General features: G+C 69.5%; 22 protein-coding genes and 1 pseudogene. 7 read left to right on the forward strand and 16 right to left on the reverse strand.

From position 1 onward, the window contains the following. Positions 1 to 2: 2 nt before the first annotated feature. Complete coding sequence (locus tag AC1DNF_RS28295; protein WP_478151978.1) at positions 3 to 1346, reverse strand: chloride channel protein; 1344 nt, start codon at positions 1344 to 1346, stop codon at positions 3 to 5. 96 nt (positions 1347 to 1442) lie between these two features. On the opposite strand from AC1DNF_RS28295, the gene ssb reads away from it, so the two are divergent. Next, positions 1443 to 1970 carry a single-stranded DNA-binding protein gene (ssb, locus tag AC1DNF_RS28300; RefSeq protein ID WP_478151979.1) on the forward strand — a complete coding sequence of 176 codons (528 nt, stop codon included), beginning with the start codon at positions 1443 to 1445 and terminating at the stop codon, positions 1968 to 1970. 23 nt (positions 1971 to 1993) lie between these two features. Here the strand turns inward: ssb and AC1DNF_RS28305 are convergent, their stop codons facing one another. Next, on the reverse strand, positions 1994 to 2950 hold the full coding sequence (locus AC1DNF_RS28305; RefSeq protein ID WP_478151980.1) for a S1C family serine protease: 957 nt from the start codon (positions 2948 to 2950) through the stop codon (positions 1994 to 1996). On the opposite strand from AC1DNF_RS28305, the gene AC1DNF_RS28310 reads away from it, so the two are divergent. Further along, positions 2949 to 3074: a hypothetical protein gene (locus tag AC1DNF_RS28310; protein WP_478151981.1), complete on the forward strand. Its 126-nt coding sequence runs from the start codon at positions 2949 to 2951 to the stop codon at positions 3072 to 3074. The genes AC1DNF_RS28305 and AC1DNF_RS28310 overlap by 2 nt on opposite strands. Before the next feature lie 54 nt (positions 3075 to 3128). Then, positions 3129 to 3647: a Dps family protein gene (locus AC1DNF_RS28315; RefSeq protein ID WP_478151982.1), complete on the forward strand. Its 519-nt coding sequence runs from the start codon at positions 3129 to 3131 to the stop codon at positions 3645 to 3647. A 6-nt stretch (positions 3648 to 3653) separates the two neighbouring features. On the opposite strand, the gene AC1DNF_RS28320 is transcribed toward AC1DNF_RS28315, so the two are convergent. From AC1DNF_RS28320 to AC1DNF_RS28360, 9 genes are all read right to left on the reverse strand, one after another. Next, complete coding sequence (locus tag AC1DNF_RS28320; RefSeq protein ID WP_478151983.1) at positions 3654 to 4196, reverse strand: Rrf2 family transcriptional regulator; 543 nt, start codon at positions 4194 to 4196, stop codon at positions 3654 to 3656. A 27-nt stretch (positions 4197 to 4223) separates the two neighbouring features. Continuing rightward, positions 4224 to 4922: a Bax inhibitor-1 family protein gene (locus tag AC1DNF_RS28325; RefSeq protein ID WP_478151984.1), complete on the reverse strand. Its 699-nt coding sequence runs from the start codon at positions 4920 to 4922 to the stop codon at positions 4224 to 4226. A 131-nt stretch (positions 4923 to 5053) separates the two neighbouring features. After that, the gene (locus tag AC1DNF_RS28330) at positions 5054 to 5443 is read right to left on the reverse strand and encodes a hypothetical protein (protein WP_478151985.1); all 390 of its coding nucleotides are present in this window, start codon (positions 5441 to 5443) and stop codon (positions 5054 to 5056) included. Between the two features lie 92 nt (positions 5444 to 5535). Beyond that, complete coding sequence (locus AC1DNF_RS28335) at positions 5536 to 7095, reverse strand: phospholipase D family protein (RefSeq protein ID WP_478151986.1); 1560 nt, start codon at positions 7093 to 7095, stop codon at positions 5536 to 5538. 45 nt (positions 7096 to 7140) lie between these two features. Further along, positions 7141 to 8121, reverse strand: coding sequence for a D-2-hydroxyacid dehydrogenase family protein (locus AC1DNF_RS28340; protein WP_478151987.1), 981 nt, complete (start codon positions 8119 to 8121; stop codon positions 7141 to 7143). Between the two features lie 15 nt (positions 8122 to 8136). Next, positions 8137 to 9135 carry a Bug family tripartite tricarboxylate transporter substrate binding protein gene (locus AC1DNF_RS28345; RefSeq protein ID WP_478151988.1) on the reverse strand — a complete coding sequence of 333 codons (999 nt, stop codon included), beginning with the start codon at positions 9133 to 9135 and terminating at the stop codon, positions 8137 to 8139. A gap of 30 nt (positions 9136 to 9165) precedes the next feature. Next, complete coding sequence (locus tag AC1DNF_RS28350) at positions 9166 to 11253, reverse strand: acetate--CoA ligase family protein (protein WP_478151989.1); 2088 nt, start codon at positions 11251 to 11253, stop codon at positions 9166 to 9168. Next, positions 11250 to 12062, reverse strand: a complete 813-nt coding sequence (locus AC1DNF_RS28355; protein ID WP_478151990.1) for an enoyl-CoA hydratase/isomerase family protein — start codon at positions 12060 to 12062, stop codon at positions 11250 to 11252. The genes AC1DNF_RS28350 and AC1DNF_RS28355 overlap by 4 nt, the downstream gene beginning before the upstream one ends. A gap of 26 nt (positions 12063 to 12088) precedes the next feature. Continuing rightward, a complete protein-coding gene (locus tag AC1DNF_RS28360; RefSeq protein WP_478151991.1) occupies positions 12089 to 13075 on the reverse strand; it encodes a tripartite tricarboxylate transporter substrate binding protein in 987 nt (328 codons plus the stop codon). A 114-nt stretch (positions 13076 to 13189) separates the two neighbouring features. Between AC1DNF_RS28360 and AC1DNF_RS28365 the strand changes: the two genes are divergently transcribed. Beyond that, entirely contained in the window at positions 13190 to 14008 is an 819-nt protein-coding gene (locus AC1DNF_RS28365) for an IclR family transcriptional regulator (protein WP_478151992.1), read from the forward strand. A gap of 4 nt (positions 14009 to 14012) precedes the next feature. Further along, positions 14013 to 14993: an LLM class flavin-dependent oxidoreductase gene (locus tag AC1DNF_RS28370; protein WP_478151993.1), complete on the forward strand. Its 981-nt coding sequence runs from the start codon at positions 14013 to 14015 to the stop codon at positions 14991 to 14993. 343 nt (positions 14994 to 15336) lie between these two features. Here the strand turns inward: AC1DNF_RS28370 and AC1DNF_RS28375 are convergent, their stop codons facing one another. Next, positions 15337 to 16926, reverse strand: coding sequence for a WS/DGAT/MGAT family O-acyltransferase (locus AC1DNF_RS28375; RefSeq protein WP_478151994.1), 1590 nt, complete (start codon positions 16924 to 16926; stop codon positions 15337 to 15339). Between the two features lie 120 nt (positions 16927 to 17046). Here AC1DNF_RS28375 and mnmA point away from each other — a divergent pair, with 120 nt between their 5' ends. Then, a complete protein-coding gene (gene mnmA, locus AC1DNF_RS28380; RefSeq protein WP_478151995.1) occupies positions 17047 to 18159 on the forward strand; it encodes a tRNA 2-thiouridine(34) synthase MnmA in 1113 nt (370 codons plus the stop codon). A gap of 15 nt (positions 18160 to 18174) precedes the next feature. Here the strand turns inward: mnmA and AC1DNF_RS28385 are convergent, their stop codons facing one another. The 4 genes from AC1DNF_RS28385 to AC1DNF_RS28400 are packed head-to-tail and all read right to left on the reverse strand — an operon-like array spanning position 18175 to position 22451. Then, positions 18175 to 18666: an NUDIX hydrolase gene (locus AC1DNF_RS28385; RefSeq protein WP_478151996.1), complete on the reverse strand. Its 492-nt coding sequence runs from the start codon at positions 18664 to 18666 to the stop codon at positions 18175 to 18177. Between the two features lie 4 nt (positions 18667 to 18670). Then, on the reverse strand, positions 18671 to 21064 hold the full coding sequence (locus tag AC1DNF_RS28390; RefSeq protein WP_478151997.1) for a CHASE2 domain-containing protein: 2394 nt from the start codon (positions 21062 to 21064) through the stop codon (positions 18671 to 18673). A 23-nt stretch (positions 21065 to 21087) separates the two neighbouring features. Next, positions 21088 to 21723: a FecR family protein gene (locus tag AC1DNF_RS28395; RefSeq protein ID WP_478151998.1), complete on the reverse strand. Its 636-nt coding sequence runs from the start codon at positions 21721 to 21723 to the stop codon at positions 21088 to 21090. Further along, the gene (locus tag AC1DNF_RS28400; RefSeq protein ID WP_478151999.1) at positions 21720 to 22451 is read right to left on the reverse strand and encodes a response regulator transcription factor; all 732 of its coding nucleotides are present in this window, start codon (positions 22449 to 22451) and stop codon (positions 21720 to 21722) included. The genes AC1DNF_RS28395 and AC1DNF_RS28400 overlap by 4 nt, the downstream gene beginning before the upstream one ends. Positions 22452 to 22637: 186 nt before the next feature. On the opposite strand from AC1DNF_RS28400, the pseudogene AC1DNF_RS28405 reads away from it, so the two are divergent. Next, a pseudogene (locus tag AC1DNF_RS28405) lies at positions 22638 to 22988 on the forward strand (NAD(P)(+) transhydrogenase (Re/Si-specific) subunit alpha); the annotation flags it as partial.

Raw genomic sequence — 22988 nt, forward strand, 5'->3', positions numbered from 1 at the left:
TTTCAGGGCCCGTCGGGGGATTCCGCCGCCGCCGCGGGGCCGGCCGCCGCGGCCACCATGTGCGCGGCCAGGGTCTCGTAGAGCGGCCGGCTGATCATTCGCGAGATCAGGCTCGCCAGCATGGCCGAGGCCATGAGGCTCAGCACCATGGCATGCCCGTCGACCATTTCCATCACGATGATGAAGGCGGTGAGCGGCGCCTGCGTCACGGCCGCCAGGAAGCAGGCCATGCCCATGGCGATCAAGGCCGGGCCGAGCGCGGGTCCGGCAAAGCGCGAGATGGCGTCGCCCATGCCGGCGCCGATCGACAGCGCGGGCGCGAAGATGCCGCCCGGCACGCCGCACCAGGCCGTCAGCCAGGTGGCGATGAACTTGAGCAGGGTGTAGAGCGGGGTGAGCCCGTCGTGGCCCGCCATCATCGACTTCACGGCTTCGGAGCCCGAGCCGAAGCTCACGCCGCCCGTCGCCAGCCCGATCACGGCCACCGCCAGCCCGCCGGCCGCCGCGAAACGCACCGGCCAGCGCGCGCGCAAGCGGTTCATCCGGCCCGGGGCGCCGGTGAGGGAGGCGGCCAGCAGTCTGGAGAAGACGCCGCCAGCCAGCCCGGCCACGAGTGCCACCAGAAGGCCCGGCCACAGCGCCTCCCAGCCGAAATGAGGCGTCCGGATGATGCCGAAGTAGCTGAGGTTGCCGAACACCGAGACCGCGACCAGGCCCGCCAGCACGATCGCCGTGATGATCAGCCCGCTGGTGCGCGCCTCGAATCGGCCCGAGAGCTCCTCGATCGCGAACACGACGCCCGCGAGCGGTGCATTGAAGGCGGCGGCAATGCCGGCCGCGCCGCCGGCCAGCAGCAGCGCGCGCGCATCGATCGTCGTGCCGGGTGAAAGCCAGCGCCGCGCATGCTGCATCACACCCGCCGCGACCTGCACCGACGGCCCTTCGCGGCCGATCGACAGGCCTGCGCCGAAGCCCGCGACCGCGAGCCCGACCTTGGCGAGGGCCAGCCGCAGCGAGACCAGCCGCCCGCGCCGTTCGGGCGSCACGGCCGGGTCGAGCACGGCCTTGACTTGCGGAATGCCGGAGCCGGCCGCCCCCGGGCACCAGCGCCGTGTGGCCCAGACGATGCCCGTCGTGACGGCGGGCGTCCAGAGCAGGACAACCCACGGGTGGGCGCTGTAGAGGCTTCGGAACAGCGAGAAGGCCCGGTCGCTCGCCATGGTGAAGGCGACAACGAAAAGGCCCGCGACCACCGCGTAGGCGAGCACGATGGCGCGGTCGAACCAGAGGCGCCAACTCGACAGCTCGGCGCGCAGGTTTTCCAGGAAGTCGGGTTCGCGGTTCATGACAGCGGGCGATTCTCGCCGACCTCTCCCGCCCGCCTGCATGCGGCACAATCCTCTGTTTCCTTCTCCTTTCACCATTCATCAGGGGCAGTGCACATGGCATCGGTCAACAAAGTCATCCTCGTCGGCAATCTCGGGCGCGATCCGGAAACACGTACCTTCCCGAGCGGCGACCAGGTCTGCAATGCGACCCTCGCCACCACCGACAAGTGGAAAGACAAGCAAAGCGGCGAAATGCGCGAGGCCACCGAGTGGCACCGCCTCGTGTTCAACGGCCGGTTGGCCGAAATCGCCGCGCAATACCTGCGCAAGGGCTCGCAGATCTACGTCGAAGGCCAGATCCGCACGCGCAAGTACAACGACAAGGATGGCGTCGAGAAGTACGCGACCGACATCCGCGTCGACCAGATGCAGATGCTGGGCAGCCGCCAGGGCCAGGGCGGCCCTTCGGGCGGCGAAGACGACGGCGGGTATTCGCAAGGCGGTGGCGGTGGCGGCGGCGGTGGTTACTCGCGTCCGCCCGCTGCGGCTCCGCGCGCACCGGCGGCCGCGCCGGCGGCGCGTCAGGCTCCGGCCAAATCGTCGTCGGGCTTCGACGACATGGACGACGACATTCCCTTCTGACCTGCCGCGTCCGGGTGGCCTGCTCAGGCCTCCGGCGTCGCCGTGAGATAGAAGGGCGTCAGCGTGCCGGCCACCGGCCGCAGCAGCTTGAGCAGCATCGGGCGGCCATAGCCCTCGCCCGCGAGGCGCTTGAGCAGGTCCGACAGCTGCGCCAGGGGCAGCCCATCGCAACCCACCAGGATGTCGCCACCGTGCAGGCCGGCGCGGGCCGCCGCCGAGCCGGCGACGACCTCGACCACGCGGACACCGGTCGAGACCGGCCACTCGTTTTCCCGCACCCAGCGCCGCGGCAGCGCCACCGCCGCGCACTGCACGCCCAGCCTGCCGCGCCGCACGGCGCCATGACGCATCAGCTCACCGGCTACCCAGCGCGCCGTGTCGCTCGCGACCGCGAAACTCAGGCCCTGCGCCGACGGGATCACCGCCGTGTTCACGCCGATGACCTGCGCCGCGCTGTCGAGCAGAGGGCCGCCCGAATTGCCGGGATTGAGCGCCACATCAGTCTGGATGACATCCTCGATCAGGCGGCCGCCGCGCGAGGGAAGGCTGCGTCCCAGGGCGCTGACGATCCCCGCCGTGACGGTGAAGTCGAAGCCCAGCGGATTGCCCACGGCCACCGCGACCTGGCCGGGCCGCAGGCGGGCGGAGCTGCCGAGCGGCAGGAACACCGAGGGATGCGACTCGAGGCGCAGCACGGCGATGTCCGTCGATGCGTCCAGGCCGATGAGGCGGGCGGGACCCTCCGTGCCATCCGCGAAAGCCGCGCGCAACTCGGTTGCGCCCTCGACGACGTGCGCATTCGTGAGTGAAAACCCGTCGGGCGTGAAGAGAAACCCGGAGCCGCTGCCCTGCGCGCCGGCCCCGCCGCGCTGCCCCTGCTTGCGGACCTTGATGTGAGCGACCGCCGCGCTCGCGGTCTCGGCAACCTGTGCCACCGTGGTCGAGTAGGAATCGAGAAGGAAGTCGTCGCGTGCGCCCATGAAGCGCCTCTTTCAGTGGGTAGAAGCGAATGAGGTGGCGGCGCCGCGCGGCTTTTTCAACCGACGGTTTCATCTGCAACCGGTGGCGCTTTCGCCGCAATTCGTGTGCAATGCATTCGCCTGACAGTCAGAAGGCCTCGACAACCTCCTCCAGTCCATTCAAGGAAAGCGAACGCCCATGAAAGACCTCAAGACCACCACGGCACGCCGGATGGCGCCGCTGCACACACCCAACGACCTGGGCCCCGATGCCGCCCGCGACATCTCCGCCGAACTCAACGTGTTGCTGGCCGACACCTTCGCGCTGTACCTGAAGACCAAGAATTTTCACTGGCACATGTCGGGCCCGCATTTCCGCGACTACCACCTGATGCTCGATGAGCAGGCCAACGAGATCTTCGCGATCACCGATCCCATTGCCGAGCGCGCGCGCAAGCTGGGCGGCACGACGCTGCGCTCCACGGGCCATATCGCCCGGCTGCAGCGGCTTGCGGACAACGATGCCGATTTCGTCACCCCGGGCGACATGCTGGCCGAACTGCGCGAGGACAACCAGCGCCTCTCGGCCTTCATGCGCGAAACGCACGCGCTGTGCGACGAAGCCAACGACGTCGCGACCGCCAGCCTGCTGGAGGTGTGGATCGACGAGGCGGAGCGGCGCACGTGGTTCCTCTTCGAGTGCGGCCGCAAGGCCTGAGCCGGTTCAGCGCTTGGCCAGCGCGCGCACGCCGAGCGCGAACACCGAGTTCGGCGCGTTGACCGGCGGCGGCTTGACGGGCGCGAGACGGGCCGCCGATCGTCTGTCGGCCGGCCGGGCGTCGGTCTCCTTGCGCCGGGCCTCCTGGCCCTCGACCAAGCTCTGGAGCGTGATCGAATCCAGGAACTCCACCGCGCGAAGGTTCACGGAGGCCCAGAGTTCATCCGTGGTGTAGCGGCCGACCTTGTCTCCGGCCTCCGCCCCCTGCAGCCGTGGGACCGCGGCGGGGCGGTCCTGCTCGATCGAAAGGACGATGTCCGCGACCGTGATGTCTTGCGGCTTGCGGGCGAGCGAGTATCCGCCGCCCGGTCCGCGCGTCGATTCGACCAGCTTGCAGCGGCGCAGCTTGGCGAACAGCAGTTCCAGGTAAGAGAGTGAAATCCGCTGGCGCTGGCTGATCGAGGCCAGATTGACCGGACCCTTTCGTCCGTGCAATGCGACGTCGATCATCGCGGTCACCGCAAAGCGGCCCTTGGTTGTGAGGCGCATCGAAGTCTCCCGTGTGAGATCGTGTGGCTATTCGTCCCGGCCCCCTGCGAGGCCGAGCAGGGCCAGCAGCGACTGGAACACGTTGTAGAGGCTGAGGTACACCCCCAGCGTGGCCGTGATGTAGTTGGTTTCCAGGCCGTCCTTGACGCGCTTCAGGTCATGCAGGATGAAGGCCGAGAAGATGCCGATCGCCGCGACCGACAGCGTCATCATCAGCGCGCTCGACTGGATGAAGAAGTTGGCGATGCCGGCCACGAGCAGGAGGATGGCGCCGATGAAGAGCCACTTGCCCATCGACGAGAGATCGCGCTGGATGATCGACGACAGCGAAGCCATGCCCAGGAAGATCGCCCCGGTTCCCGCGAATGCGGTCATGACCAGGCTTGCGCCGTTGGACAGGCCGAGCACCGTTCCCACGAGCCGCGACAGCATGACGCCCATGAAGAAGGTGAAGCCCAGCAGCACGGGCACGCCGGCGGCTGAGTCCTTGGTCTTCTCGATGGCGAACATGAAGCCGAAGGCGCCCGCCAGAAAGACGACGAGGCCGACGCCCGGGGACATGGCGCGCGCGAGGCCGGTCGAGACGCCGAGCCATGCGCCGAGCACGGTGGGCACCATCGACAGGGCCAGCAGCCAGTAGGTATTGCGAAGAACGCGGTTGCGTTGCTCGGCGGAAGCGAGTGGCGCGTCGAGCGCCGGGTGGTAGGCAGTTTGACTGTTGAACATGGTTGTTCCTTGGAAGAACGGAATGGAAACGGATGCCGACACGCGCGGCGGCCGAACATGGAACCGCCCGGAGGCGGTCGAAGCGGGGAGGCGGGAGCCGACAGCGCTCGGCCGCGGCAAGGCTCGCAGGCCTATGCGCTGAAAGCGGTGCCGCGGGGAGGCCGCTTGGGCCGTTCGAGGAACGGCGACAGCGAGGGCGTCAAGGCGAGCCCCCGTGGCGCTTCCGAGTGCGCGAACGGACCGGATGCGCGGTGCCCGCCGTCGACGGCCGCCACGTGGTCGGAGCCGGCCTCGTCGTGGGACGGCGAATCGTCACAGGCGTCGCAGAGGTCGACGGCCTGTGCCTTGTCCGTCGGCGACGTGCCCTCCGACACCGGGTCCGGATGGCCGTCGCACACCTGCATCTGGCTGTTTCCGCCATGGAGATTCAGGCTCGCATTCGCCAGATTCTGCGCAAGCGCGGCCAGGCCGCAGCAAGACAGCACGATGGCGAGAATGGAAGCGACGAGCCAGCGGGGCATGGATGGGGGATCTTAACTGCCGCGGGTGGGGGCTGGGTTTCCTGCGACGGCGGCTGGGAAGCACGACAGACGCGCGGACGCCGGCGTGGATTTCACAGCAAATCCTCCGGCACCAGCGGATCCAGCAGCAGCCGCTGCAGCACGGTGAGCGGCGAAACCCCCGGCTCGTCCTCCAGCGGCGGCTCGTCGCCCTCGCCGGGCGACAGCCACTCCAGCCGGTTGCCCTGTGCACCGAGCCGCACCGCATAGGCATCGGCCTTCATGGCGTCGACGATGTGCAGCGCCTCTTCCGCCAGCGGGCGGCTGTCGATGGCGACGCCGACCTCGGTGTTCTTCCGCGCCGAGCGCGGGTCGAGGTTGAGCGAGCCCAGCAGCACCGTCTCGCGGTCGATGACGGCCAGCTTCGCGTGCAGCCGGCCCTGCGAGGAACTGCCGAAGCCGAGCTTGTTGGCGCTCGATGTGGTCGCGCTCACTTCGTACAGGTCGACGCCCAGGCGCACCATGGGCTTGCGGTAGCGCGAATAGCCGAAGTAGACGAAGAGCGAATCGTTGGCCCGCAGCGAGTTGGTGACGACGGTCATCTTCACGTCCTTGCGCGCCAGGCTTTGCATCACCGCCATGCCCCGCTTGCCCGGCACGAGGTAGGGCGAGGTCACGACCAGTTCGGAGCGCGCACCCTCCATCTGGCTCACGGCGCCCGACATCAGGGTCGTGGTCTCCATCACCTCCGGCGCATCCAGCCGCTTGGAAGGGCGATCCGCCACCGCGTAGGCGACGCCGCCCACCAGGCTCAGGCGGTTGGCCGCCAATTCCTTGCCGACCGGCTCGCGGCCCAGCAGGTCTTTCTCCGGCAGGTCGAGCCGGATGTCCGTGCCCGGGGGCAGCAGCTTGTCGAGCAGCGCGCGGGCGACCGCATCCGGCTCGCGCCGCCCGCCGAAATACGCGGCCGGGTAGGACTGGCGGCTGTTCCAGTAGCGGTCGAAGATCGTGCCCAGCTGCGGCACGACCCGGCCGGCGGCGATGGCGTCGAGGTCGATGAAGTTCGCGCCCGGGCTCAGGGTGAAGTACTCATCCGCGATGTTCCGCCCGCCGACGATGGCCAGGGCGCCGTCGGCGATCAGCAGCTTGTTGTGCATCCGGTGGTCCAGCCTGGACAGGTCGCCCAGCGAGGTCATGAAGCGGCCCAGGACGCCGCCGCGCGCGCAGCAGAAGGGGTTGAACAGCCGGATTTCCATGTTCGGCACGGCCGCCAGCGCGTGCAGCAGTTCTTCGGCGTGGGCGGTGTTCAGGTCGTCGAGCAGCAGCCGCACGCGCACACCGCGCTCGCCCGCATCCCGCAGCGCGCTGAAGACGGCGCGCCCCGACTCGTCGTTCTCGAAGATGTAGTACTGCAGGTCCAGCGTGCGCGTGGCGCGGCGGATCAGCTGCAGCCGCGCGTCCAGCGCGTAGGGGCCCAGGGGCAGCAGGCGGAAGGCCGAGGGCGCGCCCTCGGGCATCTGGGCGGCGGCCAGCGCGGCGAGAGGGCTCTGCGCCGGCGTGGCCTGCAGGCTGCTCGATACCGGGCGCTCGACGCGCGAGGGAAGCGATCCGCAGCCGCCCAGCGCGAGCGCCAGGATCGCGGTGAAGAGGTGGACGAAGATGCGCGCTGCCATGGCCGCAAGCGTACCTGCTTGCGGCTGGCCACGGCCGGCAACGGGTCAAGGCGCCGGGCGGCCCGGCAGCGCCTCGGGGTTGACGGCATCCGTCAGCGTGCCCTCGGCAAAGCGGTTGATGTGCTCGAAGGCGATGCCGAAGTAGCGCTCGTAGTTGTCCTTCTCGACGTAGCCGATGTGCGGCGTGCACAGGGCATTGGGCAGGCGCAACAGCGGATGGTCGGCGCCGAGCACCGGCTCCTGCTCGAACACGTCGATCGCCGCGAAGCCGGGCCGGCCCCGCGCGAGCGCATGCTCCAGCGCCCCGGGGGCGACCAGTTCGGCGCGGCTGGTGTTCACGAGCAGCGCGCTGGTCTTCATGCGCGCCAGGTCCTGCGCCGTGACGAGGCCCGTGGTCGCGGCACTGAGCCGCACGTGCAGGCTGATCACGTCGCTCTCGGCGAAGAAGGCCTCGCGCGAGGGCGCCACCTCGAAACCGTCCTTGCGCGCATCGGCCGTCGAGGCCTCTCGGCCCCACACCCACACCTTCATGCCGAAGACGCGGCCATAGGCGGCCACCTGGCGCCCGATGCGGCCGTAGCTCCACACGCCCAGGCGCTGCCCGCCGAGCTGCTGGCCCAGGTGGCCCTGCCACAGGCCCTGGCGCAGGCGGTTGGCCTCGGCGACCAGATGCCGCCGGCTGGCCAGCGCCAGTGCCCAGCTCAGCTCGGCGGTGGCGGAGCCGGCCCCGCTGCCCTCGGCCACGACGATGCCGCGCGCCGTGCACGCGGCCAGGTCCACATGGCCCGCCAGCTTGCCGGTCTGGCTGATCAGGCGCAGCCGCGGCAGGCGATCGAGCAGCGCGGCGTCGATGCGCGTGCGTTCGCGCGTGAGCACGATGGCCTCGGCATCGGCGAAGCGCGCGGCCAGCGCGTCGGTGCCGCTCACCGTGTCGTTGTGGATCGTGACCTGGTGGCCCGCGAGCCTGCCGAAGCAGTCGAGCGTGCGGACGCAGTCCTGGTAGTCGTCGGGGATGACGATGCGCATGGTGGACTCGCTTCCTTACTCGAGCGTGATGTTCAGCTGCTTGACAGTGCGCTGCCAGAGCGCGAGGTCGTCCCGCACCAGCGTCGTGAACTGCGCGGGCGGCATGCCGCCGGGCTCGATGCCCTGCGCCTGGAAGATGTCGCGCACCTCCTTGGTGTCGAGCGCACGCTTGACCTCCGTGTAGAGCCGCTGGACGATCGGCGCCGGCGTGCCCGCCTTCAGCAGCAGCCCGTACCAGCCGTGCACGTCGAAGCCGGGGTAGCCCTGCTCGGCCACCGTCGGCACGTCGGGCAGGCCGGAGAAGCGCTTCGCCGGCGCCACCGCCAGGGCGCGCAGCTTGCCCGCCCTGATCTGCGCCAGCGCCGAACTCATGTCGAGGAACATGTACTGGATCTGCCCGCCCATCAGGTCCTGCACCGCGGGGCCCGCGCCGCGGTAGGGCACATGGGTGACCTGGATGCCGGCGCGGCTGGCGAACAGCGCGCCGCCCAGGTGGGCCGAGGTGCCGTTGCCCGAGGAGCCGTAGGAGAGACTGTTCGGCTTGGCCTTGGCCATCGCCACCAATTCCTGCAGGTTCTTCGCCGGGAAGTCCGGTCGCACCACCACCGCATGCGGAATGAAGCCCACCACCGTGAGCGGCTGGAAGTCGCGCAGGGTGTCGAAGGGATAGTTGCTCATCAGCGCCGGATTGGTCACGGCGAGGATCGAAGGGAACACCATCGTGTAGCCGTCGGCCGGCGAGCGCGTGACCTCGGTCATGCCGATCACGCCGCCGCCGCCGGGCCGGTTGTCGACGATCACCGGCTGCCCCATGTTGGTCGACAGGGTTTTGCCGATGGCGCGCGCCATCAGGTCGGTCGGGCCGCCCGCCGAGAAGGGCACGATGATGCGGATGGGCTTGGAGGGAAAGGTCTGCGCGCTGGCCGCCAGCGGCAGTGCCGACAGCGCGAGGCCGGCGCCGATCGTGGCGTTGAAACGGCGGCGCGAGAGGCTCGTGTGGGTCTTGGGATTCATGGTCTTGCCTTCTTGTGTTGTTGTCGTGGATCAGCGGGTCAGCACGGCGACGCCGTCGGCCGCGCGCACGCCCTGCCCCTGGGGCAGGACGAAAACGGGATTGATCTCCGCCTCGACGAGGCGGTCTCCCAGTGCCGCGGCCATCCGCGAGAACGCGACGATCGCCGAGACCAGCGCGTGCACGTCGCACACCGGCCGGCCGCGAAAGCCGTCGAGCAGCGGCCAGGTCTTGAGTTCGCGCACCAGCGATTCGGCCTCCGCGCGGGACAGTCCGGTGGGCGGCAGCATGCGCAGGGTCGTGTCCTTCAGCAGCTCGGCCGTGACGCCGCCCATGCCGAGCAGGATGGCGCAGCCCAGCGGATCGCGGTGGAAGCCGAGGATGAGCTCCACGCCCCCGCTCACCATCTCCTGCACCAGGAACTGCTTCGGCCGCACGCCGGCGCGGGTCTCGACCTCGCCGGCCATGCGTTCGAGCCGGGCGCCGATGGCCTCCGCGCTCACGTTGACCGCGACACCGCCGACATCGCTCTTGTGCGTGATCTCGGACGACAGGATCTTGAGAACGACCGAGCCGCCGAGCTCGCGCGCCGCGCGCTGCGCCTCTTGCGCGTCCGAGACGACGATCTCGCGCACGCAGGGCACGCCGAAGCGGGCGAAGAGCTGCTTGGCCTGCGCTTCGTCCAGCGATCCGCCGGGCACGTCGGCGGTGCGTGCCGCGGGCGGCAGTTCGAAGCCGGCGGCAGGTTCGGTCCAGCGGGCGCGCTCGAGCATGGCGGCCAGCGCGCTGGTGCAGCTCTCCGGCGCCATGAAGGCCGGCACGCCGCGCTGGTTCAGCAGGCTCGCGATGCCGGGGGCGTGCGGGCTCACGTAGACGATCAGCGGCTTGTCGCTGCCCGGCAGGCAGTCGTTGATGGCGTCGGCCATCAGGTCGGGCATCGCGAGGCCGGAGGAGCCGACGATCACCACCGCCGCGTCATAGGACGGGCTCGCCAGCAGCGCCTTGATCGCGCCGCGCAGCAGCGCGGGCTGCAGGCCGGCGAGCGTGACGTCGATCGGGTTGCGGTCGAGCACCGCGTGGTCGCCCGACTGGAGCGCGCGCAGGGCGGCCGCTGTGGCCGCATCCGGTGCCGGCGTCTCGAAGCCCGCGGTCCCGAGGCTGTCGGCCACCAGCGTGCCCGCGCCGCCGGTCGAGGTCAGCACCGCGACGCGGCGGCCGCGCAGCACGCGCGAGCTCGCCAGCGCGGCGGGAATGTCGAGCAGGTCGGCGAAGGTCTGGGCGCGGATCGCGCCGACTTCGCGGAACAGCGCGTCGTACATGCGGTCCGCGCCGGCGAGCGCGCCCGTGTGCGACACGGCGGCGCTGGCGCCGGCCTCGGAGCGGCCGATCTTGAACACCACCACCGGCTTGCCCTTGCGCGCGGCCTTCAGCGCGGCGGCGCGGAACTTCGCGGGGTTGCGCACTCCTTCCATGTAGAGCGCGATGACGGAGGTGGCTTCATCGTCGGCCAGGTGGTCGATGAAATCCGCCATTTCGAGGTCGGCCTCGTTGCTGGTGGAGATCAGCTTGGACAGCCCGATGCCGCGTGCCGCCGCGCGCGACAGCAGCGCTCCGAGGATGCCGCCGCTCTGCGAGACCACGCCGATGTGCCCGGCCTGGAAGCCTTCCATCTCCAGCGCGCCGGTGGCCGAGAGCGTGATGTTGTCGGTCAGGTTGACCAGGCCGATGGTGTTGGGGCCGAGCACGCGCATGCGGCCGGCGGCTTCCAGCAGTTGCTGCTGGCGGCGCGCGCCTTCCTCGCCGACCTCGGTGTAGCCGCTCGCCAGCACGATCGCCGCCGAGGTGCCGCGCGCGGCCAGGTCGCGCACGGCCTCGTGCGCGCGCTCCGCGCCCAGCAGCACGATGCCGACGTCCGGCGCCTCGGGCAGCGACTGCACGTCGGGGTAGCTCTTGAGGCCGCCGATGAGATCGGCGCGCGGGTTCACCGGATAGATTGCCCCGCTGAAGCCGTGCTTGGTCAGGTAGGCGACCGGGCGGCCGGCGGTCTTGCCCGGGTCGGCGGAGGCGCCGATCACCGCCACGCTGCGCGGCTTGAGCAGGCGCGAGATGGCGTCGTTCATGCGGCCTTCCCCTTCGCGCTGCTGCTGGCGGCCAGGAAGGCGAGGACCGAGTCGCGATGCGCCTGCGTCGTGTAGCAGATGCCCTGCGCCTGGCTGCCCTGCGCGAACACCTGTTCGGCCGGCAGCTCGAAGCTCTGGTTGAGGATGGTCTTGCCCAGCGCGATCGCCGCGGCCGAGCCGTGCGTGAGTTCGGCCGCCCAGGCCTGCGCGTCGGCGAGCAGCGTGTCGGCGCGGCTCACGCGGTCGGCGATGCCCAGCTGCAGCGCTTCGGCGGCTTCGACCTTGCGGCCGCTGAAGATCAGTTCCTTGGCGCGCGACAGGCCCACGCGCCGGGGCAGGAAGTACATGCCGCCGCCATCGGGAATCAGGCCGCGCTTGATGTAGCTCCAGGTGAAGCTGGCTTCTTCGGAGGCGATGACGAAGTCGCAGGCCAGCGCCATGTCGGCGCCCAGCCCGTTGGCGGAGCCGTTGACCGCCGCGATCACCGGCTTGGGCAGGGTGTGCAGCAGCGAGACGGAGTGGTGCACGCGTTGCTGGCGGGTCCAGCCGTTGAAGCCGATCTCGCCTTGCGGTGCGTCCATGCGCCGCTGCATGCCGGCCACGTCGCCGCCGGCGCAGAAGCCCTTGCCGTTGCCTGTGAGGACGAGCGCGCGGATTGTGGCGTCGCCGGCGACCTGTTCGAGCGCGAGGATGAGTTCGGTGCGCATCGCGTCGCTGATCGCATTGCGTTTCTCGGGGCGGTTGAGCGTCAGCGTGGCGATGCCCGACTGGACCTGGAGATCGATGAGAGTGGTGGCTGTGGTGGTCATGGGTGTTCTCTTGTGCTGTCTGTTCTTCAGTCGGTCGTGATGTTTCCGTCCTTGACGACCTTGCGCCAGCGCACTTCCTCGGCGCGCACGTAGCGGTCGAGCTCCTCGGGTGTGCCGACGTTGACCGCGAGGCCCTCCGACTGGGTCTGTTTGACGAAGGCTTCGGCCTTGACCGCGCTGCGTACCGCGGCGTTGAGCCTGGCGATCACGTCCTTGGGGGTGCCGGCCGCGGCGTAGAGGCCGTACCAGCTCTCCGCGGCGTAGCCGGGCACGCCGGCCTCGGCGAGCGTGGGCACACCCGGATAGGCGGGCGAGCGCTGCGCCGTCGTCACCGCCAGCGCGCGCATCTTGCCGCTGGCGACGAAGGGGCGCGCCGCCGCGGCGGTGGCGAACATCATGTCGACCTGCCCGCCGAGCAGGTCGGTCATGGCCGGACCGGCGCCGCGGTAGGGCACATGGGCGATGTCGACCTTGGCGAGCGACTTGAACAGTTCGCCGGCCAGATGGGCAGAGGTGCCGTTGCCCTGTGAGGCGAAGGTCAAGGTGTTGGGCTTGGCCTTGGCCGCGGCGATCAGGTCGGCGACCGTCTTGTAGGGCCGGTCGATGCGCACCACCAGCACGTTGGGCGACACGCCGATCAGCGCCACCGGCGCGAAGGCCTTGTCGGTGTCGTAGGGCAGCTTGGGCTGCAGGGAGGGGTTCACGGCGTGGGCGAAGGTCGCCATCACCATCGTGTAGCCGTCGGGCGCGCTCTTGGCGACCGCGTCGGTGCCGATGATGGTGCCGGCGCCGGGCCGGTTGTCGACGATGACGGGTTGGCCCAGTGCCTGTGCCAGGCCGATGCTGAGGGAGCGGGTGATGGCGTCGGTGCCGCCGCCGGGGGCGAAGGGAACGATGATGCGGAAAGGCTTGTCGGGGAAGGCGGCGAGGGCCGGTGACGAGGCCAGGCCCATGAGGCCGGTGAGGGCGGCGGCGCCCAGGCAGAGGGCGCGGCGGCGCAGGGATGCTTGCATGGTTGTCTCGCTTTCTGGATGGCTGTCTCGGGGATTCAGCGTGCCCAAAGCTTAGGTCGCATACTCCATGGACGCACCTGCCCCATTCCACTGGATGGAAATGAAAATAACCTGATGGCGACGACATCGAACCGTTCCCTCGAACGCGGGGTCGAGATCCTGCGGGCTTTCAAGCCCGGTTCCACGCTGCTCGGCAATGGCGAGCTGGCGGAGCGGACCGGGCTGTCGCCGGCGACCGTGAGCCGGCTGACGCAGACGCTGGTGGGCGCCGGCTTGCTGGAGCATGACCGCTCGGCGCGCGCCTATCGGCTGGCAGCGCCGGTGCTGAGCCTCGCGCACGCGATGCGCACGGGTTCCGCGGTGCTGCATGTGGCGGCGCCGCTGATGCGCGCGCTGGCGGAGAAGATGCGCATCAACGTCGGGCTGGCGGTGGCCGATCGTTCGGAGATGCTGTATCTGGAGTCGATCCGCTACAACCGGCGCATGTCGCTGCGCAATGTGGTGAGCGGGCAGCGGGTGCCGATCGAGCTCACTTCGCTCGGCCGTGCCTGGCTCGCGGTCGCGCCGGAGGCCCGGCGCCTCGAACTGTTCGATGAGTTCGAGGCGCGCCGTGCCGATTGGCCGCGGTTGCGCAAGGAGATCGACAAGGCGATCGAGAGCGTGCGCCGCCGCGGCTGGTGCGTGGCATCGTGGCAGCCGGAGATCGTGGCGCTGGCGACGCCCTTGCTGCTGGAGAACGAGCGGCCGCATGTGCTCAATGTCAGCGTGTCTTCGGAGGAGTCGGTGAGTGACGTGACGGCGGAGCTGAAGGGGCCCTTGCTGGCACTGGCGCGGCAGATCGTCAAGGCCTTCGATGCGCGGGAGGTGGATTTTCATCGGGCGCCGCGCAATATCCCTTCGCCACCGGAAGGCGGGGGATTCGGGCAAAGTTAGCGCCATGGTCCCGTTCTCCATCCTCGATCTCTCCCCCATCACCGAAGGCAGCGACGCCGCGCAGTCGTTCCGCAATTCGCTCAGTCTGGCGCAGCATGGGGAGCGCCTGGGCTACCGGCGCTACTGGCTGGCGGAGCACCATGGCATGCCGGGCATCGCGAGCGCGGCCACGGCGGTGCTGCTGGCATACATCGGTGCCGGCACGTCGACGATTCGCATCGGCGCGGGCGGCGTGATGTTGCCCAACCATTCGCCGCTGGTGATTGCGGAGCAGTTCGGCACGCTGGAGTCGCTCTATCCGGGCCGCATCGATCTGGGCCTGGGCCGCGCGCCGGGTTCGGACCAGCGCACGGCGCAGGCGCTGCGGCGCGACCTGCAGTCGGACTCCGACCAGTTTCCGCAGGACGTGGTCGAGCTGATGGACTTCATGTCGAAGACGCCTCGGCAGCCGGTGATGGCGGTGCCGGGGCGGGGGCTCGAGGTGCCGGTGTGGATCCTCGGGTCGAGCACTTTCGGCGCGCAGCTGGCGGCGCATCTGGGCCTGCCTTATGCCTTCGCCTCGCACTTCGCGCCGCAGCAGCTGATGCAGGCGATCCGCATCTACCGCGAGACCTTCAAGCCGTCGGCGCAGCTGGACAAGCCCTATGTGATGCTGGGCTTCAACGTGTTCGCCGCGGACACGGATGAAGAGGCGGCGTTCAAGGCGACGTCGTGGCAGCAGGCCTTCGTGAACCTGCGCAGCGGGAGGCCGGGGCGCCTGCCGCCGCCTGTTGCCGGGTATCGCGAGAAGGTGGGGCCTGCGGAGAATGCACTGCTGGATTCGGTGCTGTCCTGCTCTGCCGTGGGTGCGCCTGAGACTGTCCGGGCGAAAGTGCAGGAGTTTGTGCAGCGTACTGGGGCTGATGAGTTGATGATCACCTCGCAGGTCTTTGATCATCAGTCGCGGTTGAAGTCGTATGAGATCTTGGCTGGGCTGAAGGACTAAGAGGCGTTCCTTCGTCGGGGGCGCGGGGGCGGGTGGTGTGCCCTTCCCCTTTGCATCGCCGCGCTTCGGTTCTGTCAAACCGTAGCCAGGAGGCCATTCATGGCTGGTTGCACCTGCGCGTTCGCGCAATCTTCCACCTCTTCGTCTTCTTTCGAATCGGCGATCGAGTCGCTCACATCGCATCTGCGAAACGCCAAGTCCCTTGCCTTCCAAGCGACAGACGAAGTCGACAACTTGCGCGACGTACACAGCGCCTACGTCCACACCACGCGAGCAATTGCGGCATCCCATGCCGGGCGCTTATCCATTGCGCGCACACGTCGCACGCTCTTTGACCTGAGTCTCAGTTCAGTGCAGCGGTCCGCTTGCCTGCTGGCTTCGTAGTCGGTTTGCGCGCCATAGCCTTCGCTCGAGCTGCCTTCGCGACGACCTTCTTCCCTGCAGGCTTCGGCTTCGCAGCAGCATGAGCGACCGCCACCGGCGCTGCCTTCTCGACTGGCGCAGGAGCCTCCGCCCCAGCCCCCGCGAGAATCAGCGACAGCAGCTTCTTGTGCTCTGCCAACACATAGTCCCCCAGGTCCGCCACATCCGGCACCGCGCGACGACAGGCCGTCAGCCCGAACTCCAGCGACCCGTTGTAGCTCTGCACCGTCATGTTCAGCGCCAGCCCATGCCCCGGGATCGACACCGGGAAGTACGTCGCCAGCTTCGCCCCCGCGAAGTACAGCGGAAACGAAGGCCCCGGCACATTCGAGATGGCCACGTTCGCCATCGGCGGCAACTTGTCCGCCAAACCCGAGCGACCATACAAGGACGCAAGCCCCGACATCAGCGAAGGCACCCCCAGCGAGGGAAAGTCCGTCGGTATCGCAGCCTTCACATTGCCCGTCAGCTTCTTCCCCTCGCTCGAGGAGGCATGAATCGCCGCCAGCCGCTCCAGCGGATCCGATATGTCCGTCGCCAGGCTCACCAGCATCACCGACACCTGGTTGTTCAGATCCGTGTTGCCCTCGCTGCGCAGCGACACCGGCACCGCCGCGATCAACGGCTTCGCGGGCTTGCAGCCGTAGTCCGCCAGATAGCGCCGCAGCGCCCCCGCGCAGATCGCCAGCACGATGTCGTTCAGGCTCGTGCTCGTCGCCTTCGACATCTGCTTGATCTCGGCCAGCGGCACCGAACGCCCCGCAAAGGATCGCTGGTTCGTGATCGAGACATTCAGCGGCGTCTTCGGCGCCGTCTTCAAGCCCTTGGGCATCTCGAACGTGCGCTTGCCCGTCGCCTCCGACACCGGCATCAGCACGCTCGATAGTGCCTTCGCCGTGGCCGGGATCGACTGGATCAGCTTCACATATTGCCGCACCGTATTCGTCAGCGCCGCGTTCGCCAGCTCCGCCATCCCCAGCTGCGACGAGTCGCGGCGCCGCGTCGCGCGCGGCGCCTTCACCACCGACGGCGTCTCCGAAACGTCGAACAGCGCCTTCGCCACCGCCACCCCCGCCTGGCCATCGATCGCCGCATGGTGCATCTTGCTGTAGAGCGCCACCTGGCCCGTCTGCAGGCCCTCGATGATGTGGATCTCCCACAGCGGCCGGCTGCGGTCCAGCAGCGACGAATGCAGACGCCCCACCAGCCGCTCCAGCTGCGCCAGCGTGCCGGGCCTCGGCATGATCACGTGGTGGATGTGGTGATCGAGGTCCAGGTCGTCGTCATCCACCCACACCGGGTTGGCAAGATCGAAGGGCATCATCGCCAGCTTGCGCACGAACACCGAGGCCAGGTGCAGACGGCCGCTCAGATACTTCTTGGCGTCCTCCGCGAAGTCCCCCTCGTAGCCGGCCGGCAGGTCCAGCAGTTGCAGGCTGCCCACGTGCATGGGCGATTCAGGCGTTTCGAGATGCAGGAACGATGCGTCCATGCCGCTGAGGTGGTTCATGCCTTGCTCCTTGTGGGGAGCCCATTGTGAAAGCCCCGCCCGCCCGCGGGCAGCCCCGCTCGCTCGGTGATTTCCCGTAGCCCGGCAACGACTTGGCCGGGCTGGGACAATGCGGGCCCTATGAAAAAACAGCGCATCGTGGTTGGCCTCAGCGGCGGCGTCGACTCCGCCGTCACGGCGCACCTGCTCAAGCAGCAGGGCCACGAGGTGGTCGGCATCTTCATGAAGAACTGGGAAGACGACGACGACAGCGAGTACTGCTCGTCGAACATCGACTTCATCGACGCCGCCAGCGTGGCCGACGTGCTGGGCATCGAGATCGAGCACGTCAACTTCGCCGCCGACTACAAGGACCGCGTGTTCGCCGAGTTCCTGCGCGAGTACCAGGCCGGCCGCACGCCGAACCCCGACGTGCTGTGCAATGCCGAGATCAAGTTCAAGGCCTTCCTCGATCACGCCATGCGCCTGGGCGCGGAAAAAATCGCGACCGGCCACTACGCCCGGGTCCGGATGGACGGCGCGACAGGCCGGCACCAACTGCTCAAGGGCCTCGACCCGGCCAAGGACCAGAGCTATTTCCTGCACCGCCTGAACCAGCAGCAGCTGTCGAAGACGCTGTTCCCCGTCGGCGAGCTGCGCAAGACCGAGGTGCGTCGCATCGCCGACGAGATCGGCCTGCCCAACGCCAAGAAGAAGGATTCGACCGGCATCTGCTTCATCGGCGAGCGGCCCTTCCGCGAATTCCTCAACCGCTACATCTCGAAGGAACCCGGCCCGATCAAGGACGAGCGCGGCCGCCGCATCGGCGAGCACCAGGGCCTGAGCTTTTACACGCTGGGCCAGCGCCAGGGCCTGGGCATCGGCGGCATCAAGGCCAAGGGCGCTCAGCGCGGCGGCGGCGAGCACGCACCCTGGTTCGTCGCGCGCAAGGATGTCGAGAGCAACACGCTGTGGGTGGTGCAGGGCCACGAGCACCCCTGGCTGCTGTCGCCCGCGCTGGAAGCCGACGATGCGAGCTGGGTCGCGGGCGAGGCGCCCCGGGCCGGCGCCTATGCGGCGAAGACGCGCTACCGCCAGGCCGACTCTGGCTGCACGCTCGGCGAGGGCGCAGACGGCGCGTTCCGACTCGACTTCGCCGCAGCGCAGTGGGCGGTGACGCCCGGGCAGTCGGCGGTGCTGTATGACGGCGAAGTGTGCCTCGGCGGCGGCGTCATCGCCCGGGCCGTGGGCTGATTCGCCGCCGGCCGCCTAGGGCGCGTCCGGCGACACCACCGATTCGTCGAGGTGGATGAGGTCGAGCGGATAGCGTCGTCCCGCCAGGTAGTCTTCCACGCACTGCAGCAGCAAGGGGCTGCGATGCCGCTGCGTGCTCGCGCGGATCTCGTCGACCGTCATCCACAGCGTGCGCACGATGCCCTTGTCCAGCGCGCGGCCCGGCTCGAAGGCGCCGAGCGTGCCGGAGAAGGCGAAGCGCAGGTAGGTGATGTCCTGCTCGCCGCGGGTACGCGCCATGTAGACGCCGATCAGCGCCGTCGGCGTGAAGTGGTGGGCGGTTTCTTCCAGTGCTTCGCGGGCGCAGCCCTCGGCCGGCGACTCGCCGGGGTCGAGATGGCCGGCCGGCGAGTTGAGCCGCAGGCCGTCGGCGGTCTCTTCTTCCACGAGCATGAAGCGCCCGTCCTGCTCGATCACCGCGGCCACGGTGACATTGGGTTTCCAGCGCTCGGTCGATGGGGTCGTCAATCGCTCACTCCTTGAGGCCCGCCAGCGCGTCGAGCTCGACGACCGTCGGCTTCGGCAGCACCAGGGTGACAGTGCAGCCGGCATCGGCCGCGCTGTCGATTTCGATCGTGCCGCCGTGCCGTTGCACCACGGTGCGCACCAGCAGCAGCCCCAACCCGACACCGTGCACCTCGGGATGGCCCTCGTGGTGCAGACGGTGAAAAGGCTGGAACAGCTGCGACTGTAGCTCGGGCGCGATGCCGGGTCCCTGGTCCTGCACGGAGATGCGCCAGTGGCGCCCTGCGCCGGCCACGCCGCAGCGCAGGTCGAAGCCGGGCGGCGAATACTTGAGGGCGTTGCTCAGCACGTTGCTCAGCGCCCGCGTGAGCAGGCTGCGGTCCGCGATGCACAGCGCCTCGTCCAGCGAGCCGACCAGCAGCACGCGAACGTGGCGCTGGCGCGCGTGCGCCCAGGCATCGTCGATGGTCTGCTGCAGCAGCGCGACGAGGTCGAGCACGTCGGGGCGGAAGGGTTCGGCCTCCGCGCGGGCGAGGTTGACGAAACCGTCGGCCAGTTCGAGGCCGGTGCGCGCATGGCGCTCGATGCGCTGGAGGAGCTTGCCGTCGGCCATCGAATCGGGCCTCGTCCGCGCAAGCTCCAGGATCGTGAGGATCGCCGCGCTAGGCTCGCGGGCATCGTGCGAGATGAAGCGCAAGGCCTCGTCGCGCTGGCTCTGGGCGCGGCGCATCTCGGTGACGTCGACCAGCGAGACCATCCAGCCGGCATGCTCGTTGCCCGCGTCGAAGAAGGGCACGCAGCGCAGCAGCAGGATGCGGCCCTGCGGGTCTTCGCCTTCGCCGACGATGGGGTCCAGGCTCCCGAGCAGCGCGCCGCCGGGCATCATCGGCGCGCCGGTCGTGCACCAGCGGATGCCGGCCATCAGCGCATGCGCGTCCTGGCCCAGCATCTCGGCCGTGCTGCGCTGCCAGTAGGCCAGCGCGGCCAGGTTGGCGAGGACCACGCCGCCCACCGTGTTGAGCGTGATGGTGGCGTCGGGCAGCTGGTCGAGGCCGTCGCGCACGAAGCGGTGCACATCCCGCATGCGGCGGGCGGCGTCCCAGGTCGCGGCCATCTGGCGGTCGAGGAAATCGCCGACGTGGCGCTGGGCGTGGGGCGCCGGGCCGCCGAGGTCGCTCCACAGCTCTTCGGTGCCGCGGCGAAGGTAGCGAATCGCGGCGGAGAGCCGCATGAGGCTCCACAGCGGGTACACCAGCAGCAGGCCGGCGAAGCCGGCGGCGGGCTCGAACTGCACGCCGATCACCGAGCGCGCCATGTGGATGCCCAGCTGGAACGCGAGCATGGCGGCGACGAGCGCGATCACGCCGAACGGGCGCAGCCACAGGACGCCGGCGAGCGCCACCGTCAACGGCACCAGATTGAAGAGGAGATCCTGCCAGGGCTCGGCCGCCACCACGCCGTGGTCGCCCAGCACGGCCTGCAGCACGTTGGCGAATACGAACACGCCCGGCACCAGGCCGGGGCTGCGGGGCGCCGAGACGGCGTGGGCATCGCCCAGCCCGGGGGCGGTGGCGCCCACCAGGACGTGGCGGCCACGGAAGGCGTCGGCCGGCACCTTGCCGCGCAGCACGTCGATGTAGGAATAGGTGGCGAAGCGCACCGAGCCCCGGGTGAACACGATCATTTCATGGGCGCCGCGCAGCCAGGGGCTCGGCGCGGCGGCGGCGTCCGGCGGAGTGCCGAGGCCGGGCTGGTCCAGCGGGGGGCGCCGCCCGGCGTGCGCGTCGGCCGCGTCGCGCAGCGCGAGCGCGAAGTGGGGCCACGCGCGGCCCGGGAAGCCTTCCCGCAGATAGACGCCGCGCACGATGCCGTCCTGGTCGATCGGGAGATGGGCATGGCCCATTCCCGTGGCGGCCGCGGCCAGCGTGGGGATCGGCAGCAGCTCCCGGCGCGCGCCGTCGCCGAGCGCCATGGGCAGGACCACGCAGCCGCTGTCGAGCATGGCTTCGGCCAGTACGGCATCGTCCAGCGGGTGGGTCGCGTCGGGCTCGGTCAACAGCAGGTCGAGGCCGATGCAGCGCGGTGACTGGGCGGCGATGCGGCGCAGGAGTTCGGCATGCAGCGCGCGCCGCCAAGGCCAGCGGCCGATGGCGGCGATGCTCTTCTCGTCGATTGCGATGACGACGATGTCCGCCGAAGGCGTGGGTGCCAGGGCGGCGCTCACGGTGTCCTGCAGCAGCCGGTCGACGCGCGGCATGGGCTGGGTCAGCGTCAGCACGGTCACTGTGCAGACCAATGCCGCGGCAAGCAGCAGCCATGCGCCGTGGCGCCGCAGCCAGTCGCGGGCCCGGCTCGAGGCGGCATGAACTTCGTCGGCGTCCGGCGGCGTGCGGGCGGGCATGGGACGGGTGTGGGCGTTTTGGATCAGTGCCGTTTCACGAGTTCGGCGGGCAATGGGTGCCGCTGGCCGAGCCGGCCGTCGCTGCCGAGCACGATGCTCTGGCCCGCCGTGACGGTGGTGGCGAGCGCGGCGTCGCGGCCGCCCCGGCTCCTGTTGCGCAGGCGCAAGAGCACCTCGCCTTCGCTCACCGCGATGCCGACCCGGCCATCGGGGTCGACCGACATGGCGAAACGCGTGCCGCGCACGCTGGCCACCGCGCCGGGGGCCCTGATCTCGAACACCCGGCCCGGCTTCTTCGGGACGACTTCCGATTCGACCTGGCCGCGACGCACGTCGACGATCGTCTCCGAGCGGCCGGTCGTGCGGTTGCGCCGCAGGCGCCGCATCTGGATGTCGGACCGGGCCAGCACCCGCAGCAGCGAACCATCCGCGAGGCGCAGTTGGAGGAAGCCGTCGTCCGGCACTTGCAGCCGCATGCCTTCGGGGACCGTGGCGCCCGGGGCGACGGTCTTTCCCTCGGGCAGGGTGGTGGCCTTGCCCTGCACGAATTCCACGCGCGCGGGCGCCATCGTGGAGGGGGCCGCCTGTGCTTGGGCGCTGCCGAGGTCGAAGCCGAGCAGCATCGCGACCGCCGTGAGCGGCCAGCCGAGCGCTTTCATTCCGGCGCGGTGACGGTCGCGGGGTAGATCGGCGCGAGCAGGTCGCTGTCGATCGCTTCGAGCCGGTAGCCCAGACGATAGACCGCCGACAGCAGGAAGCCATTGGCTGGCAGGAGGTCGAGCTTGACCCGCAGGCGCGAGATGTGGGTGTCCAGAGAGCGGGAGGGCGTCTCGATGCCCACGCCCCAGACGGCCTCTCGCAGGTGCTCGCGCGACAGCAGGCGGCCGAGGTTCTGGAACAGGAACAAGGCCAGCTCGTATTCGCGGTGGCTCAGGTCGACCGGCAGGCCGTTGATCTGCAAGCCGCGCGTCGCCGGCGTGAACCGGTAGGCGCCGAAGACGAGCTCCGCGTCGTGCCGGGTCGGGTAGGAGCGTCGCAGGAGGGCGCGCACGCGCGCCTGCAGCTCGGCCACGCGGATGGGCTTGACCATGAAGTCGTCCGCGCCCGCCGCGAGGCCCTCGACCATGTCCTGCTCTTCGCGCCGGTTGGTCACGAAAAGAATGGGAAGGCGGCTGTTGAGTTCTTCGCGGATCCAATGGACGACCCGGGGCCCCTGCACATCGGGAAGGCTCCAGTCGAGGATCAGCAGGTCGTAGGTCTGCTGGCGCAGGTCGCGCAGCAGCAGCTTGCCCTCCGCGAAGCCGTGGCACTCGTGGCCGATGCTCTCCATCGTGTGCCGGATCAGTTCGATCTGGCTCGCCTCGTCGTCAAGCGCGGCAATTCTCATTTTTTATCCCCCTGAACGTTGTTCCTTAGAGCCGGCAATCTGTGTGCCGGTCGCTCGCGGCGCCAGTGTAGCGAGGCGGAAATCGCCAAATCGCGCGAAATCGCGCAAGGGCGCGCCGGTATCTTGAGAGATGCGTCTTCATGTAAGCTCGGCGCGAATTCCAACGCTGCCCCTGAGGAGAAGTCCATGCTGATAGGCGTGCCGGCCGAAACTGCGCCAGGCGAGACCCGAGTCGCCGTGACCGCGGAGACAGCCAAGAAACTCACGGCCCAAGGCCACACGGTGCGCGTGCAGTCGGGCGCGGGCCTTGCGGCCAGCGTCACCGATGCCGCGTACCAGGCGGCGGGGGCGGAGATCACCGACCTGGCGGGCGCCTTCGGCGCCGACGTCGTGCTGAAGGTACGCGCGCCCGACGACGGCGAGGCCGCGCGCATGAAGCCCGGCACGGTCGTCATCGGGATGCTCAACCCCTTCGATGCCGCGGGCCTGCAGCGCCTGGCCGCGGCCGGGCTCACGGGCTTCGCGCTGGAGGCCGCG

It is taken from the genome of Variovorax sp. 01T432 (genome assembly GCF_056398605.1).

What these genes read in the sequence shown, in the direction of transcription:
- ssb (WP_478151979.1), top strand. Translation starts at nt 1,443, where the DNA reads ATGGCATCGGTCAACAAAGTCATCCTCGTCGGCAATCTCGGGCGCGAT.
- AC1DNF_RS28310 (WP_478151981.1), top strand. Translation starts at nt 2,949, where the DNA reads ATGAAGCGCCTCTTTCAGTGGGTAGAAGCGAATGAGGTGGCGGCGCCG.
- AC1DNF_RS28305 (WP_478151980.1), bottom strand. Translation starts at nt 2,950, where the DNA reads ATGGGCGCACGCGACGACTTCCTTCTCGATTCCTACTCGACCACGGTG.
- AC1DNF_RS28315 (WP_478151982.1), top strand. Translation starts at nt 3,129, where the DNA reads ATGAAAGACCTCAAGACCACCACGGCACGCCGGATGGCGCCGCTGCAC.
- AC1DNF_RS28320 (WP_478151983.1), bottom strand. Translation starts at nt 4,196, where the DNA reads ATGCGCCTCACAACCAAGGGCCGCTTTGCGGTGACCGCGATGATCGAC.
- AC1DNF_RS28325 (WP_478151984.1), bottom strand. Translation starts at nt 4,922, where the DNA reads ATGTTCAACAGTCAAACTGCCTACCACCCGGCGCTCGACGCGCCACTC.
- AC1DNF_RS28330 (WP_478151985.1), bottom strand. Translation starts at nt 5,443, where the DNA reads ATGCCCCGCTGGCTCGTCGCTTCCATTCTCGCCATCGTGCTGTCTTGC.
- AC1DNF_RS28335 (WP_478151986.1), bottom strand. Translation starts at nt 7,095, where the DNA reads ATGGCAGCGCGCATCTTCGTCCACCTCTTCACCGCGATCCTGGCGCTC.
- AC1DNF_RS28340 (WP_478151987.1), bottom strand. Translation starts at nt 8,121, where the DNA reads ATGCGCATCGTCATCCCCGACGACTACCAGGACTGCGTCCGCACGCTC.
- AC1DNF_RS28345 (WP_478151988.1), bottom strand. Translation starts at nt 9,135, where the DNA reads ATGAATCCCAAGACCCACACGAGCCTCTCGCGCCGCCGTTTCAACGCC.
- AC1DNF_RS28350 (WP_478151989.1), bottom strand. Translation starts at nt 11,253, where the DNA reads ATGAACGACGCCATCTCGCGCCTGCTCAAGCCGCGCAGCGTGGCGGTG.
- AC1DNF_RS28355 (WP_478151990.1), bottom strand. Translation starts at nt 12,062, where the DNA reads ATGACCACCACAGCCACCACTCTCATCGATCTCCAGGTCCAGTCGGGC.
- AC1DNF_RS28360 (WP_478151991.1), bottom strand. Translation starts at nt 13,075, where the DNA reads ATGCAAGCATCCCTGCGCCGCCGCGCCCTCTGCCTGGGCGCCGCCGCC.
- AC1DNF_RS28365 (WP_478151992.1), top strand. Translation starts at nt 13,190, where the DNA reads ATGGCGACGACATCGAACCGTTCCCTCGAACGCGGGGTCGAGATCCTG.
- AC1DNF_RS28370 (WP_478151993.1), top strand. Translation starts at nt 14,013, where the DNA reads ATGGTCCCGTTCTCCATCCTCGATCTCTCCCCCATCACCGAAGGCAGC.
- AC1DNF_RS28375 (WP_478151994.1), bottom strand. Translation starts at nt 16,926, where the DNA reads ATGAACCACCTCAGCGGCATGGACGCATCGTTCCTGCATCTCGAAACG.
- mnmA (WP_478151995.1), top strand. Translation starts at nt 17,047, where the DNA reads ATGAAAAAACAGCGCATCGTGGTTGGCCTCAGCGGCGGCGTCGACTCC.
- AC1DNF_RS28390 (WP_478151997.1), bottom strand. Translation starts at nt 21,064, where the DNA reads ATGCCCGCCCGCACGCCGCCGGACGCCGACGAAGTTCATGCCGCCTCG.
- AC1DNF_RS28395 (WP_478151998.1), bottom strand. Translation starts at nt 21,723, where the DNA reads ATGAAAGCGCTCGGCTGGCCGCTCACGGCGGTCGCGATGCTGCTCGGC.
- AC1DNF_RS28400 (WP_478151999.1), bottom strand. Translation starts at nt 22,451, where the DNA reads ATGAGAATTGCCGCGCTTGACGACGAGGCGAGCCAGATCGAACTGATC.